Origin of the sequence: Polynucleobacter sp. MWH-Aus1W21, from assembly GCF_018687275.1 — a bacterium.
Lineage (GTDB): Bacteria > Pseudomonadota > Gammaproteobacteria > Burkholderiales > Burkholderiaceae > Polynucleobacter.
The window spans coordinates 1536547-1551011 of sequence record NZ_CP061287.1; the positions used below are offsets into that span (position 1 = coordinate 1536547).

Sequence of the window (14465 nt, forward strand, 5' to 3'; positions counted from 1 at the left end):
TTTTGCAAGGGCCGCTCTTTGGAGCGGTTTTTTATTCTTATGTATGACCTCCTTAGAACTGCTCTGCTTCTAAAGCATTCGTAGAGTGCCCGCTTTCCACAATCGATGTGGCCAGGGCTTGTGCTTGAGGCATGAGGTTCTCTGCAAAGAAACGCGCTGTAGCAATTTTTGCATCATAGAAACTTGGATCACCGTCACGCAAACGCTCGGCAGCTAAAAGCGCTCTAGCCATTTGCCAACCGCCCAACACTAAACCAGATAAGCGCAGGTAGGCAAAGCTGCCAGCATAGACAGCTTTGATATCAGTCTTAGCATTTGCCACGATATAGGCTACAGCCTGCTCAAATGCAGCGCGAGCTAAAGTAAGCTGCTTGAGTACGCCTTTAGCATCCGCTGAACCACTAGCAGCTAAATCTTTTTCTGTAGCAGCAATTCTTTGGGAAAGTTTTTTTGCAATAGCGCCACCATCACGTACCGTTTTTCTGCCAACCAAGTCATTTGCCTGAATGGCAGTGGTGCCCTCATAAATCGTCAAGATGCGCGCATCGCGATAGTGCTGGGCAGCGCCGGTCTCTTCAATAAAGCCCATACCGCCATGCACTTGTACGCCCAGACTTGCAACCTCAATCGACATCTCAGTAGAGAAGCCCTTAACAATCGGCACTAAGAATTCATAAATGGCCTGGTTAGATTTGCGTACGGCCTCATCAGGCGCTGCGTGCTGTGCGTCATAGGCAGAAGCAGCGTAATACGCCAGGGCACGTGATGCCTCTGTATAAGCGCGCATTGTCATCAGCATGCGCTTTACATCCGGCTGATGAATAATTGCCACAGGGCCAGGGGAGCCAGCTAAGTCGCGGCTTTGGACACGGTCTTTTGCGTATTGAACTGCCTTTTGATAAGCGCGTTCTGCAACTGCAACACCTTGCATGCCTACTGCAAAGCGAGCTGCATTCATCATTACGAACATATATTCCAGACCGCGGTTTTCTTCCCCAACCAAGTAGCCGATTGCACCGCCATGGTCGCCAAATTGCAGAACTGCCGTTGGGCTAGCCTTGATGCCAAGCTTGTGCTCAATGGAAACACACTGCACATCATTGCGCTCACCTAATGAACCATCTGCGTTAACCAAGAACTTAGGCACTACGAATAAAGAAATCCCTTTTACACCCTCAGGTGCATCAGGTGTTCTTGCAAGCACCAAATGGATAATATTCTTAGCCATATCGTGCTCACCATAGGTGATGTAAATTTTGGTACCAAAAATCTTGTACGTACCATCACCCTCCGGTACTGCACGTGAACGCACCATCGATAAATCGGAGCCAGCCTGTGGCTCGGTGAGATTCATTGTTCCAGTCCACTCACCAGAAATCATTTTCGGAACGTATTGCTCCTGTAGCTCTGGGCTTGCCGCTGTTAACAAGGCTTCTATGGCTCCGTCAGTCAGTAATGGGCATAGCGCAAAAGAAAGATTGGCCGCATTGACCATTTCTAAACAAGCAGTGGAGATTAATTTTGGCAAACCTTGGCCACCAAACTCTGCCGGGTGAATGACGCCTTGCCATCCTGCAGCAGCATATTGCTCAAAAGCATTCTTGAAGCCAGGAGTAGTTGTGACAACACCATCTTTTAATGAGCTTGGATTTTGATCTCCAGTCCAATTCAGAGGCGCAACAACATCTTGATTGAACTTAGCAGACTCTTCCAAAATGGCAGGTGCTAAATCCACATCCGCACCCGCTTCTGCATAAGAGGGATAGGCAACAACATCTGATAGCCCAGCTAGTTCATTCATTACAAACAACATGTCTTTCACTGGGGCTACGTATGGCATTACAACTCCTCTTAATTCAAATTGAATACTTCAATTGTTTAACTAGCATTGCTGCTAGCCACTTATCCCAAAGCTTTTGTTAACTCAGGAACCGCGGTATTTAAATCTGCAACCAAACCATAATCTGCAACGCCAAAGATCGGCGCTTCTGGATCTTTGTTAATAGCTACGATTACTTTGGAATCTTTCATACCAGCTAAGTGCTGGATGGCACCAGAGATACCTACAGCAATATAGAGTTGCGGAGCAACAATCTTGCCAGTCTGACCTACTTGGTAGTCATTCGGAACATAACCCGCATCTACAGCGGCGCGCGATGCTCCTAGGGCGGCTCCGAGCTTATCAGCCAAAGGTGTAATGAGTTCTTGATACTTCTCGCCAGAGCCTAAGCCACGGCCACCGGATACGATGATCTTGGCAGCGGTCAATTCAGGACGATCTGACTTGGTTAACTCGCGACCAACAAAAGAGGATTGAGCTTTACTGTCGGCGACTGCTACTTTCTCAATAGCAGCAGAACCGCCAGTCGAAGCTACTGGATCAAAACCAGTGGTACGAACAGTAATTACTTTTACTGGGTCAGCAGATTGAACTGTTGCGATTGCATTGCCAGCGTAAATTGGGCGCTCAAAAGTATCTACTGACAACACTTTAGTAATGTCGGATAACTGAGCTACATCGAGCTTGGCAGCAACGCGAGGCAAGACATTCTTACCATTGGCAGTTGCTGGAGCAAGGATATGACTGTAGCCGTTCGCAATCGAGAGAATCTGTGCCGTCAGTGGTTCGGCCAATTGATCAGCTAGATTAGCTGCATCAATTTGAATCACTTTGCGTACGCCAGCAATTTGAGCTGCTGCAGCTGCGGCGGCATCAGCCCCGCTTCCAGCAACCAGCACATCTACCTCTGGAGAGCACTGCAAAGCAGCCGCTACTGCGTTAAGCGTAGCTGCTTTTAAGGATTGATTGTCGTGTTCAGCAATAACAAGTGCGGCCATTTAGATCACCTTCGCTTCATTTTTGAGTTTTTCTACCAAGGCTGCTACATCAGCAACCATCACACCTGCGCTACGCTTAGGCGGCTCTTCAACTTTGATTGTTTTTAGGCGGGGAGCAATATCTACACCTAGATCTTCAGGTTTCACAATATCAATCGTCTTTTTCTTAGCCTTCATGATGTTCGGCAATGTGACATAACGTGGTTCATTCAGACGCAAGTCAGTTGTAATCACCGCAGGCAATGTCAACGCAATAGTTTCTAGGCCGCCATCGACCTCACGAGTCACAGTAGCTTTGCCATCAGTAATAACTACTTTAGATGCAAAGGTTGCCTGTGGAATATCCATCAGGCTTGCCAACATCTGACCAGTTTGGTTGCTATCGTCATCAATCGCTTGTTTACCAAGGATGATGATTTGCGCCTGTTCTTTATCAGAGAGCGCCTTGAGAATCTTTGCAACCGCTAAAGGCTGTAGGTCAGCATCAGGAGCAGTCTCAACCAAGATGGCGCGATCAGCGCCAATAGCTAAAGCCGTACGTAGCGTTTCTTGGCATTGGGTTGCACCTGCAGTCACCACTACCACTTCAGTTGCTACGCCTGCCTCTTTTAAACGCACCGCTTCTTCAACAGCGATTTCATCAAAGGGATTCATGCTCATTTTGACGTTCGCTAGATCAATGCCAGAGTTATCTGATTTCACCCGAATTTTGACGTTGTAATCAACAACGCGTTTTACAGCTACTAAGATTTTCATGTGGAATTCTCAATAATGGTTAACGATCTATTTTATCCGCCCTGAAGAGCAATCTCTAGACATCAATGGCAGTGGCAGATCCAGCCTGCTTGCGCAACTCAAACTTCTGAATTTTGCCGGTCGATGTCTTGGGTAGCTCGCAGAACACAATCGCCCTAGGAACCTTGAATCCAGCCAAATGCTGCTTGCAATGAGCAATGATCTCCTCCGGCGTTACTGTTGACCCTGGCTTAATCTCCAGGAAGGCGCAAGGGGTTTCACCCCACTTTGGATCTGGTTTAGCAACCACGGCGGCTGCATTCACTGCAGGATGGCGATACAGAACATCTTCCACCTCAACAGAAGAAATATTCTCCCCTCCAGAAATGATGATGTCTTTACTACGGTCTTTCATCTTGACGTAACCATCGGGATTCATCACAGCTAAGTCACCCGAATGGAACCATCCACCCTCAAACGCCTCTTGAGTAGCTTTCTCATTCTTAAGGTAACCCTTCATGGCGATATTTCCCTTAAACATAATTTCGCCCATGGTTTCACCATCAGCCGGAACAGGCTTCATTGTTTCCGGATCAAGCACCGCGATTGCTTGCTGCATGTGATAACGCACACCTTGACGAGCATTTAATCGAGCACGCTCACCGATATCCAAATCATTCCATTCGTCTTGCTTGACACATACAGACGCTGGACCATACACCTCAGTCAAGCCATATACGTGAGTTAAGTCAAAGCCTAACTTTTCCATGCCCTCAATAATGGATGCAGGTGGCGCAGCGCCTGCAATCAAGCCTTTGACGCCCGCTGGAACACCGGCCTTGAGTTCATCAGGAGCATTGACTAGTAAGTTATGTACGATAGGAGCCGCGCAATAGTGAGTTACGCCATGCTCTTTAATGGCGGCAAAAATATGCTGCGCATCAACCCGACGCAAGCACACATTTACACCAGCTCGAGCAGCAATCGTCCATGGGAAACACCAGCCATTGCAATGGAACATCGGCAGTGTCCACAGGTACACGGGGTGCTTATTGATGTCCCAGTCCAACACATTTGAAACTGCATTGATTGCAGCGCCACGATGGTGATAAACAACCCCCTTAGGATTGCCAGTAGTACCAGAGGTGTAGTTCAAGCAAATTGCTTGCCATTCATCGGCAGGCACTTGCCATGCAAAACTAGGATCACCTTCAGACAGGAATTTTTCATAAGTCAGTTTGCCCAACTTCTCACCAGGCACATCAAACTCTTTTTCCTCTACGTCGATTACTAATAATTCACAGCCTGATTCTTTCTTTGCAATCTCCAAAGCCTTCTTCATGACAGCTGAAAACTCCGGATCAACAATGACCACTTTTGCTTCACCATGATTGAGCATAAATGCGATTGATTCAGCATCTAAACGGGTATTGAGGGCATTTAATACCGCTCCCGCCATTGGAATGCCAAAGTGAGCCTCTACCATTGGCGGGGTGTTGGGCAACATCACCGCTACCGTATCGCCCAAACCAACACCATGTTTTTGCAAGGTGCTAGCTAAGCGACGGCAACGCTCATATGTTTGCTGCCAAGTCTGGCGCAACTTGCCATGAATGATGGCGGTTTTATTAGGATAAATCTCTGCTGAGCGCTCTAAAAAGAGAAGCGGAGTAATTGGGGTGTAATTGGCTGGATTGCGATCCAAGCCTTGTTCATAAATATTTGCCATCTTCAGCTTTCGATTTCGATTTACTAAATTACAGATACTGTATTAAATGTCTGCCAATGCCTTAACGTGAGCCACAACACTTCGTCCTAATGCCGAGAGGTTGTAACCCCCCTCCAGGCAGCTTACGATACGACCTTGTGCATAATCATTTGCAATTTCTTTTAAGCGCTTCGTGATCCAGACATAGTCATCCTCGACTAAACCCATCTGACCAAGATCATCTTCACGATGAGCATCAAAGCCTGCTGAAATAATCAAGAGCTCGGGCTCAAAGTTACGCAAAGCAGGCAGCCACCTCTCTTCCACAATCGAGCGAACTACATCACCGCAAGTGGAGGCTGGCAAAGGCACATTGACCATGTTGTTAGCATGATCAAGGCCGCTATAGGGGTAAAACGGATGCTGGAAAAAACTGCACATCAAAACATTGGGGTCATTGAAAAAAGCAGCTTCAGTACCATTGCCATGGTGCACATCAAAGTCAATAATCGCCACGCGCTCAATGCCATAGGTTTCCATGGCATATCGTGCAGCAATAGCGACATTGTCAAATAAACAGAACCCCATCGAACGGGTTGGCTCTGCATGATGTCCTGGCGGTCTTACCGCGCAAAATACATTTTCCACTTCGCCCTTCATCACAGCATCGACACCAGCTATGGCTGCACCAGCAGCTCTGAGTGCTACTCTGTATGTATGGGGATTCATGATGGTATCTCCATCGAGCATGAAATACCCACTCTCAGGAGCGCGATCCCTCACAAAAGAAACGTGATCAGGACTATGCACCAATTCAAGTTGATCCTCAGTCGCCAATGGTGCATCCAAGTGATGCAGGAGGCGATCAACACCGCTACGGATTAATTGATCATTAATCGCTTGAATTCGCTCTGGACACTCTGGATGATGGCTTCCCATCTCATGTTTCAGAAAGTCTGGATGAGTTATGTATCCTGTTGTCATTACTCAAAATCCTTAATCACAAATTTATAATTTTTATAATCCGATAAAACGTGTTCAATACTCGAAAATCCAATACCTTCAGCATGAACTTTCGCATTTCCTTCTTGCTTTTGACTCTTGCGCTAGCGGCGTGCTCCAACAACCCTATACAGCCCACACAGCCACAACAACCCATCGTAAACCAGACTGAGGATGCAGCCTCAGAGGCGCGTTTTAGCCAAAACCTCAACGAACTACTCGGACAAGTCTCCCAAACCCAAGAAATACCGCTTCCAGCTCTAGAAATGGGCTTTCTTGATGTTAAAACGATTCCCTCGATTCGAAAACTGGTATTACCCCCATCGGGGACTTTTAAGAAAAATTGGCTGGTTTACCGAAAGCGCTTTATTGAGCCAGTTCGCCTCAAGGCTGGCAGGGCATTTTGGGACCAAAACCAGGCCTTTTTGCGCCAAGTTGAACAAGACTCGGGGGTTCCCGCTGAAATTATTGTGGCCATAATTGGAATTGAAACCATCTATGGGCGCCAAACCGGAAACTTCAGGGTTAAAGACGTACTCTCTACTCTTGCCTTTAGCTACCCAGAGACCCCCAACAAAGTAGCACGTGAGCAACTCTTCAAGGATCAGCTCAAAGAACTTATTTTGCTATGTTGGACCGAAGCAGGCGGCAAACTGGCATCCAAAAATAGTAGTCAAGGCGTTAATAGTGCATCCTTTAGTGCCTGTTTAAATCAAAACAGTTCCTATGCTGGAGCCATCGGCCTGCCGCAGTTTATGCCCGGAAGTATTCGTAGTTTTGCGGTAGATGGGGATGGAGATGGGCGAATTGATCTTAAAAATAGCCCAAAAGATGCCATTGCTAGCGTAGCCAGTTTTATGAAGGAACATGGTTGGCAACCAGGTATGCCGATTTCATTTCCAGTACAAGTTAATGGCGTTGAAGCTGCCAAGCAGTTGGCTGATGGCGAGCCGCAACTGAAATTCACCGTCCAAGAGCTAATTAACAAGGGTATTTTGACCAAGCAACAAGGTGACCTACAAAGTGGTGGTGTAGAACCTCAAAGCAAAGCTTTTATTGTTGACTTGCCCTACCCCGATAAAGACGGTGTCGATCAGGTGCAATATTTTGTTGGCTTAAACAATTTTCTAACCATTGTGCAGTACAACCGTAGTTACTTTTACGCACAAAGTGTTGCCGAATTTGCTGAAGCCCTGGGTTACAAAAATCAAAGTGCTGTTCCAGTAGAAAGCCCAAGTAAAAATGGTGGGGCTAAAGCTGCTTCTGAAAAATCCAAACCTAAGAAATCAATCCAAAAGAAAAAAGCTAAGTCTTCTTAAGCAGGAAATACACCGGTAGAGAGGTAACGGTCTCCGCGGTCGCAGACAATAAAGACGATCGTGGCATTTTCAACTTGGCGCGCAATGCGTAAGGCAACTACGAGAGCTCCGCCGGCAGATATGCCACAGAAGATGCCCTCTTCAACAGCCAAACGACGCGCCATCTCCTCTGCATCAGCCTGAGATACGTACTCAATGAGATCAACCTTATCGCCTTGATAGATCTTTGGTAAATACTCGGGAGCCCATTTACGTATTCCAGGAATTTGTGATCCATCCTCAGGCTGCGCTCCGATAATCTGAATCGCAGGATTCATGGACTTCAGATAAGTCGACACTCCAGTAATGGTTCCAGTAGTTCCCATCGCTGAGACAAAATGAGTGACCTGTCCATCGGTATCGCGCCAAATTTCTGGGCCAGTAGTTTCGATATGCGCCCGAGGATTATCAGGATTAGCAAACTGATCGAGTAATCTACCTCGACCCTCTCGTTGTAATTGCAGAGCATAATCCCTAGCAAATTCCATGCCACCAGCTGCTGCCGTCAAAATGAGTTCAGCGCCATAAGCAGCCATACTTTGACGACGTTCAATACTTTGATTTTCAGGCATAACTAAAATCATTTTGTAGCCAAGCATTGCTGCAGTCATTGCAAGTGCAATACCTGTGTTGCCACTAGTTGCTTCGATTAAAGTGTCGCCTGGTTTAATTTCACCGCGCTCTTGTGCGCGAGAAATCATCGACAGCGCAGGTCGGTCCTTCACCGACCCGGCTGGATTATTACCCTCCAACTTACCCAAAATCACATTATTTCGACCCTCATTCTCCAGGCCGGGAATGCGCTGTAAACGAACTAAAGGCGTATTGCCCACTGTCTGTGAAATAGTTAGGTAGGATGGTTTGCTCATAAGGCCATTTTAGCCACAAGCTGCCTTACACGCGATAAGGTTTAATTTCGGCGCCCTGCTCCCGAACGCTCCGACTGATTGCGAAGACCAGCTTGATTACGAGAATTGCGTCTGCCAGAAGCCCCACCCTCCTTTTGGGTACGGCCATTGGGTTCCCGAAAAGAACTAGGGGCTTCGATGGTTAATCCGTTATCAACCATTTTTTCTACGGATTTCATACCAATACCGCGAACCCGTTTCTGCAGATCATTGGCATCCTGAAAATGCCCGCCGTCCAAACGTTCGGCAATAATCGTTTTTGCCTTGGAAGGGCCAATCCCCTTAATGCTTTCCAACTCAGACTGGGTCGCAGTATTGACGTTAATTGGTGAAGCATGGCTCACACCCGAGCTTGAAGTCAAAACTGTTAACGCGACCGCTACAGCCCTAACAAAACCTTGTACTTTTTCTAATTTTAAATATTGAGTCATTTTTTCTCCTCTAGAAAATAAAAAATCCACGAGCACAAAGTGCGCGTGGATCATTTACAACGGGGATACAGTAAGTTGGTTGACCGGGTTAGACCTCGAGCAACTAAATCAGTATTTTCTGATGCCCTACCGAATTAATGGTTCAAGATAAATTGAGCGGCATGCTTCACAAACTCCGGCTCAGTTTGATTAAAGCCATGATAGGCAAAGGATTCACAGACACCACCTTCAGAAATACCACCTTCAATAATTTCCAACTGAGAAACGTATTTAGAGGGTCTGCCCTGAATAATTCTTGAGGTTGCTACAACAGGGGTTCCCGCGCAACCATCGTAGGCGTGGTGTATACCAAGAACAGGAAGGCTTACTTCATCATTTAAGGATGCGCTATAAATGGTACCTGCAATAATAATTCCTGAAAGTACACCTTTTGATGCTCCCAATTCATTCGCATAGTAAGTAGCTGTAGAACTGCCCATGCTATGACCAAATATCCATACCGGTAAGCCGAATTTAGCCTTATAGAACTTGACCACCTCATCCACTCTTGTGAGGTGGTCTTGGCGGCCACGTAAGTTACCTCTACGCAGATCACCCAAGTCATAAGGACTATCTACCAACACTGCAGCGATACCATATTCGCCCCACATGTCTAAAGAGCGTACAAAAGTATGCTTACTTCTTACCGTGCCACTATCAGAGATACCCGCCTTGCCGCCGCCGCCTGGGAATAAAAGCACCAGAGCACGCGGTTTCGAGGGTTGGACTAATAAAGTTTTTGTAGGGGCCTCATCTGAATGAGGGACATCAAAAACTTGAGCGCTGACACCAAAGCTAATTACCCAAATGGCAATTGCTAAGAAAAATTTCATTAACGCAGTCTTATTTACTGTCTAAAGGGCTGGCCAAAAATCCAGCATTAGCCTCAAGCCATTCAATGTAGCGACCCACGCCTTGCTCTACATTAAGGAAAGGCTCAGAGTAACCAGCAGCTCTCAGTTTTGTGAGATCAGCCTGAGTGAAGCACTGATACTTGCCTCTGAGCGCATCCGGAAATGGAATGTACTCAATCGCTTTTTCTTTTACCAACTCCTCCAGGCTTGCAGGGACTGCTTTATCAAGCTTACGCATTGCATTGGTAACTGCATGAGCAACATCATTAAAAGGTTGAGCGCGTCCACTACCTAGATTAAAGATGCCGCTGATTTCTGGATGATCGAGGAAAAATAGGTTGACTTTGACCACATCTTCAACTGAAACAAAGTCACGGCTTTGCTCACCTGGCCCATAGCCACCATACTCGCCAAAGAGCTTTACATGACCATGAGCTTTATATTGGTGGTATTGATGGAAAGCGACTGATGCCATGCGGCCTTTGTGGGACTCGCGGGGACCATAAACGTTGAAGTAACGAAAGCCTACTACCTGCGCTGTATTGGCATTTTCTGCAAAGCGCTTGCGCATCACCTGATCAAATAAGAACTTGGAGTAACCGTATATATTGAGCGGCTTTTCGTGTTCACGACTTTCTACAAAAACATCAGAGCCACCATAAGTAGCAGCTGAAGATGCATAAAGCAGTTGTACTTTTTGTTCGGTGCAGATATCGAGCAAATCCATCGTGTAGCGATAGTTGTTTGCCATCATGAAAATACCATCGGTCTCCATCGTATCGGAGCAAGCGCCCTCATGAAATACTGCTCTTACCTTACCGAAGCGACCACTTCTAAATGCTTCCAGGAACTCATCTTTATCTAGGTAATCAACAATGTCCAAATCAGCGAGATTGCGATACTTATCAGCCGGACGAAGATCGTCAACCGCGATGATATTTTTTTCACCGCGAGCATTGAGTGCTTGAACAATATTTGCGCCAATAAAACCGGCGGCGCCAGTTACGATAATAGTCACTGTAATTCCTCTGAAGTAACGGTTGCAGTTCCCAGCTTACCAACCACAATACTGCCAGCACGATTTGCCAAAGCCATCGCCTTTTCTAAAGGCCACTTTGCGGCCAAAGCAACAGCTAATGTCGCAATCACGGTATCACCAGCTCCAGACACGTCAAATACTTCACGCGCCTGGGCCTTTACATGACTCACGCCTGCATCGGTATATAAACTCATCCCCTCTTCTGAGCGAGTCAAGAGCAATGCTTGCAAGTCGAGTGACTTTCTGAGTTCCTGGGCCTTCTTAGTCAAATCTTCTTCGCTGCTCCACTTACCAACCACTTGGCGTAACTCACTACGATTAGGCGTTAAGACAGTAGCACCACGATACTTTTCGTAATCTTCACCTTTAGGGTCAACCAAAATCATTTTGTTTTGTGCTCTAGCTTGCTCAATCATGTGAGCTACTTGACCTAAAGCGCCTTTGCCATAATCGGACAGAATGACGACATCCGCATCGCCAACCAATTTTTCAAAACGTTCTAACTTATGTGCAAGCGCTTTAGCACTGGGTGTTTCTTCAAAATCAAGTCGAAGGAGTTGTTGCTGGCGCGCAATGACACGTAACTTCACAATCGTAGGAACATCAGCATCGATTTCTAATTGACTATCAACACCGCCTGCTTTTAATAATTCCACTACTCGCTTGCCGGGCTCATCATTGCCAACTATACCCAAAATGGTCGCTTTTGCATCGAGGGCCGCTACATTTCGAGCTACATTAGCCGCACCACCAAGTCGCTCATCAATCTTACCTACCTGCACCACTGGTACAGGAGCTTCAGGAGAAATGCGATTGGTATCGCCAAACCAATAACGATCCAGCATGACATCGCCCACCACTAGCAAGCGGGCTTTGGAGAACTGCTCTCGATTGGCTTTTTCCATTTGAAGACTTTGTGTATTTTGATTGCTACTTAATTATGTCGCCCAATACCATGGTACTCAATACCTAATTCTTGCATGGATGCTGGTTCGTAGAGATTACGGCCATCAAAGATGATCGCGCGCTTAAGTTTTTGCATGACTTGATCAAAATCTGGGGTGTGGAATGCTTTCCATTCCGTCACAATGACTAATGCATCAGCATCATTTAATGCTGACATAGGATCAGCAGTCATTGATACTTGTGCCAGACCTGTTGGATTACCTTTAAAGTCGAGTTCTAGAGCATGAAGAGCTTCAGGCATGGCAACTGGATCATAAGCAACCACTTGGGCACCACGTTTAACTAATTCTTGAATAATCACGCGACTTGGCGCTTCACGCATATCGTCCGTATTGGGCTTAAAAGCTAAACCCCACAATGCGAACTTCATACCCTTGAGGTCTTTGCCAAAACGCTTTTCGATCTTCTCGACCAAGATGTACTTTTGTAGCTCATTAACGGCCTCTACAGCATCAAGAATCTTGAGATCCCGACCATGCTCTTTAGCAGTTTTGGATAGTGCTGACACATCTTTAGGAAAGCATGATCCGCCATACCCCGTACCGGAGTACAAAAAGCCATAACCAATACGAGAGTCTGAACCAATGCCCTGGCGAACGGATTCAATGTCGGCACCGACTAAGTCAGCAAGGTTAGCCAACTCATTCATAAAAGAGATGCGAGTCGCTAACATTGCATTAGCTGCATATTTAGTTAGCTCAGCACTTTTGACATCCATGTAGTACGTACGCTCATGATGACGATTAAATGGAGCATAGAGTTTGCGCATTTTCTCTTTGGCACGAAGTCCCGCTGGCGTACTTTCAGTGCCGATCACAATTCGGTCTGGACGCATAAAGTCTTCTACCGCTGCACCTTCTTTTAGGAACTCAGGATTAGAGACTACGGCACATAAGTCTGAAGGCAAACCTCTCTTTTCTAGCTCTTCGGTAATTGCGACTTGCACCTTATCAGCCGTACCGACTGGCACGGTAGATTTATCGACAATCACTTTAGGGGTGGTCATATGACGACCAATATTGCGCGCAGCTGCTACAACGTATTGCAAATCAGCCGAGCCATCTTCATCCGGAGGCGTGCCTACCGCGATGAACTGAATATCGCCATGAACTACTGAAGCAGCAATATCAGTAGAAAACTGCAAACGGCCTGCAACGCGATTGCGCTCAATCATTTCTTTAAGGCCTGGCTCATAAATCGGCACACCACCAGAATTGAGGATCTCAATCTTCTTAGAATCGACGTCTACGCAAAAGACGTTATTGCCTTGCTCGGCTAAACAAGCGCCAGTGACAAGACCTACGTAACCGCTACCGATGATGGTGACTTTCAATTGCTCTCCAAAGTTCTTTACATCGAGGGGCCGCTTGGCGCAGCACCTTCACTACGTCTTGGGGAATAGGCCTCCCAATGATTGCAGCCAGGACACTGCCAATAAAATCTTCGCGCCCTAAATCCACAATTACCGCAAGTGTAACGAGCCAAGCTAGTCGTACGCTGACGTAATAAATTCAGAATGGACTGCAGCTCTAATAATCTCTCAGGATTAGCGCTACCCTCCTCTAACGCAAGACGGGTTTCAGCTAACTTTGACAAAGCAATTAATGTTGGGGAATGCTGCATCACATCTGACAACATAATATTTGCAGCCTGAGGGCCACGAATTTTCATCAAGTGCTTATGCACAATGTCTAGCAATTCACCAGTAGCCTGGGTTTTAAGTAGCTCGCAAAGACGATCCAATCCCTCGTCCTCTTTATTAATGGCAGCATGCGCCAGCATCCAGCGGTCCGCCAATAAATGCATGTACGCTGGGTGAGAATTGGCAACTATGCTCCAGGCTTCAATGGCTTGAGTGGGTCGATCCATTGCCATTAAATAGTCGCCCTGCAGAATTAAAGCGCGGGCATGATTTGACACGGCTTGCAATGCACGTTGTATTGATTGCTCAGCCTCAACCAAATCTTTGCGACGCAAAGCCTCTTGACCTAACTCACAATGAAATTGCGCAATCTCAGTATGGTGAGATTTACCCTGTAAACCCTCGAGTTCGCTAGCGGCGATGATGGCCTTTTTCCAATCATGCTCAATTTGATACATCTCAAGCAAACTTTCTTTTGCAGGCTCAGCATATTTACCGTTACCCACACGATTTAAAGAGGCTTCGGCTCGATCCAATAAGCCAGCACGCAAGAAGTCACGACCCAATTCATAGGCGGCGTGGTCACGGTCACGCGGCTTCAGGTCATCGCGATTAGCCAAGTGCTGATGCACTCGAATAGCACGCTCAGTCTCACCACGACGGCGGAATAAATTACCTAAAGAGAAATGAAGTTCAACTGTCTCTGGGTCTAACTGCGCAATTTTGACTAAGGTTTCGATGGCCTGATCGGGTTGCTCATTAAGTAACAGGCTTAAACCTTTAAAAGTCGAACGTTGCTGACGCATACGCTCACGCTCATCCATGCGATTCTCAAGACGCAAATCCCAACGTGCAGCCAGCCAGCCGATGCCAAACATGACTGGAAGCAGCAATAACCAGGCGGTAGCTATCTGAATCATGCTGTGCAGAATTTAAATAAAAAAA

The 14465-nt window shown here is 46.7% G+C and carries 13 protein-coding genes; 1 reads left to right on the forward strand and 12 read right to left on the reverse strand.

Translation table 11 applies throughout. The annotated features are described in order from the left end of the window. Positions 1-52: 52 nt before the first annotated feature. The 5 genes from ICW03_RS07945 to ICW03_RS07965 form a co-directional block, all read right to left on the reverse strand. A complete protein-coding gene (locus tag ICW03_RS07945) occupies positions 53-1840 on the reverse strand; it encodes an acyl-CoA dehydrogenase (RefSeq protein WP_215347096.1) in 1788 nt (595 codons plus the stop codon). A 62-nt stretch (positions 1841-1902) separates the two neighbouring features. Continuing rightward, complete coding sequence (locus ICW03_RS07950; protein ID WP_215347098.1) at positions 1903-2838, reverse strand: electron transfer flavoprotein subunit alpha/FixB family protein; 936 nt, start codon at positions 2836-2838, stop codon at positions 1903-1905. Next, positions 2839-3594, reverse strand: coding sequence for an electron transfer flavoprotein subunit beta/FixA family protein (locus tag ICW03_RS07955; RefSeq protein ID WP_215347099.1), 756 nt, complete (start codon positions 3592-3594; stop codon positions 2839-2841). It lies immediately after the preceding gene. 55 nt (positions 3595-3649) lie between these two features. Then, positions 3650-5302: an acyl-CoA synthetase gene (locus tag ICW03_RS07960; RefSeq protein WP_215347101.1), complete on the reverse strand. Its 1653-nt coding sequence runs from the start codon at positions 5300-5302 to the stop codon at positions 3650-3652. Between the two features lie 42 nt (positions 5303-5344). Further along, positions 5345-6265 carry a histone deacetylase family protein gene (locus ICW03_RS07965; RefSeq protein ID WP_215347103.1) on the reverse strand — a complete coding sequence of 307 codons (921 nt, stop codon included), beginning with the start codon at positions 6263-6265 and terminating at the stop codon, positions 5345-5347. Between the two features lie 83 nt (positions 6266-6348). On the opposite strand from ICW03_RS07965, the gene ICW03_RS07970 reads away from it, so the two are divergent. Further along, complete coding sequence (locus tag ICW03_RS07970; RefSeq protein ID WP_215347105.1) at positions 6349-7602, forward strand: lytic transglycosylase domain-containing protein; 1254 nt, start codon at positions 6349-6351, stop codon at positions 7600-7602. On the opposite strand, the gene cysM is transcribed toward ICW03_RS07970, so the two are convergent. The 7 genes from cysM to lapB all read right to left on the reverse strand — a co-directional run bounded on the left by cysM (position 7599) and on the right by lapB (position 14440). Next, on the reverse strand, positions 7599-8510 hold the full coding sequence (cysM, locus tag ICW03_RS07975; RefSeq protein ID WP_215347107.1) for a cysteine synthase CysM: 912 nt from the start codon (positions 8508-8510) through the stop codon (positions 7599-7601). The two genes, ICW03_RS07970 and cysM, sit on opposite strands and share 4 nt — an antisense overlap. Positions 8511-8551: 41 nt before the next feature. Continuing rightward, positions 8552-8980, reverse strand: a complete 429-nt coding sequence (locus tag ICW03_RS07980; RefSeq protein WP_215347109.1) for a helix-hairpin-helix domain-containing protein — start codon at positions 8978-8980, stop codon at positions 8552-8554. A 134-nt stretch (positions 8981-9114) separates the two neighbouring features. Then, a complete protein-coding gene (locus ICW03_RS07985) occupies positions 9115-9852 on the reverse strand; it encodes an alpha/beta hydrolase (protein WP_215347111.1) in 738 nt (245 codons plus the stop codon). A 10-nt stretch (positions 9853-9862) separates the two neighbouring features. Continuing rightward, the gene (rfaD, locus tag ICW03_RS07990; RefSeq protein WP_215347113.1) at positions 9863-10891 is read right to left on the reverse strand and encodes an ADP-glyceromanno-heptose 6-epimerase; all 1029 of its coding nucleotides are present in this window, start codon (positions 10889-10891) and stop codon (positions 9863-9865) included. Next, positions 10888-11817, reverse strand: coding sequence for a D-glycero-beta-D-manno-heptose-7-phosphate kinase (gene rfaE1, locus ICW03_RS07995; protein WP_215347115.1), 930 nt, complete (start codon positions 11815-11817; stop codon positions 10888-10890). Before rfaE1 ends, rfaD begins: the two co-directional genes overlap by 4 nt. 29 nt (positions 11818-11846) lie before the next feature. After that, positions 11847-13211, reverse strand: a complete 1365-nt coding sequence (locus ICW03_RS08000; RefSeq protein ID WP_215347116.1) for a UDP-glucose/GDP-mannose dehydrogenase family protein — start codon at positions 13209-13211, stop codon at positions 11847-11849. A 17-nt stretch (positions 13212-13228) separates the two neighbouring features. Further along, positions 13229-14440: a lipopolysaccharide assembly protein LapB gene (lapB, locus tag ICW03_RS08005; RefSeq protein ID WP_215347118.1), complete on the reverse strand. Its 1212-nt coding sequence runs from the start codon at positions 14438-14440 to the stop codon at positions 13229-13231. Positions 14441-14465: the final 25 nt, after the last annotated feature.

Excerpts from the sequence above, each read along its gene's own strand:
- cysM (WP_215347107.1), bottom strand. The coding sequence starts at position 8,510 with ATGAGCAAACCATCCTACCTAACTATTTCACAGACAGTGGGCAATACG.
- ICW03_RS07965 (WP_215347103.1), bottom strand. The coding sequence starts at position 6,265 with ATGACAACAGGATACATAACTCATCCAGACTTTCTGAAACATGAGATG.
- ICW03_RS07945 (WP_215347096.1), bottom strand. The coding sequence starts at position 1,840 with ATGCCATACGTAGCCCCAGTGAAAGACATGTTGTTTGTAATGAATGAA.
- rfaE1 (WP_215347115.1), bottom strand. The coding sequence starts at position 11,817 with ATGGAAAAAGCCAATCGAGAGCAGTTCTCCAAAGCCCGCTTGCTAGTG.
- ICW03_RS07955 (WP_215347099.1), bottom strand. The coding sequence starts at position 3,594 with ATGAAAATCTTAGTAGCTGTAAAACGCGTTGTTGATTACAACGTCAAA.
- ICW03_RS07960 (WP_215347101.1), bottom strand. The coding sequence starts at position 5,302 with ATGGCAAATATTTATGAACAAGGCTTGGATCGCAATCCAGCCAATTAC.
- ICW03_RS07985 (WP_215347111.1), bottom strand. The coding sequence starts at position 9,852 with ATGAAATTTTTCTTAGCAATTGCCATTTGGGTAATTAGCTTTGGTGTC.
- ICW03_RS07950 (WP_215347098.1), bottom strand. The coding sequence starts at position 2,838 with ATGGCCGCACTTGTTATTGCTGAACACGACAATCAATCCTTAAAAGCA.
- lapB (WP_215347118.1), bottom strand. The coding sequence starts at position 14,440 with ATGATTCAGATAGCTACCGCCTGGTTATTGCTGCTTCCAGTCATGTTT.
- ICW03_RS07970 (WP_215347105.1), top strand. The coding sequence starts at position 6,349 with ATGAACTTTCGCATTTCCTTCTTGCTTTTGACTCTTGCGCTAGCGGCG.
- ICW03_RS07980 (WP_215347109.1), bottom strand. The coding sequence starts at position 8,980 with ATGACTCAATATTTAAAATTAGAAAAAGTACAAGGTTTTGTTAGGGCT.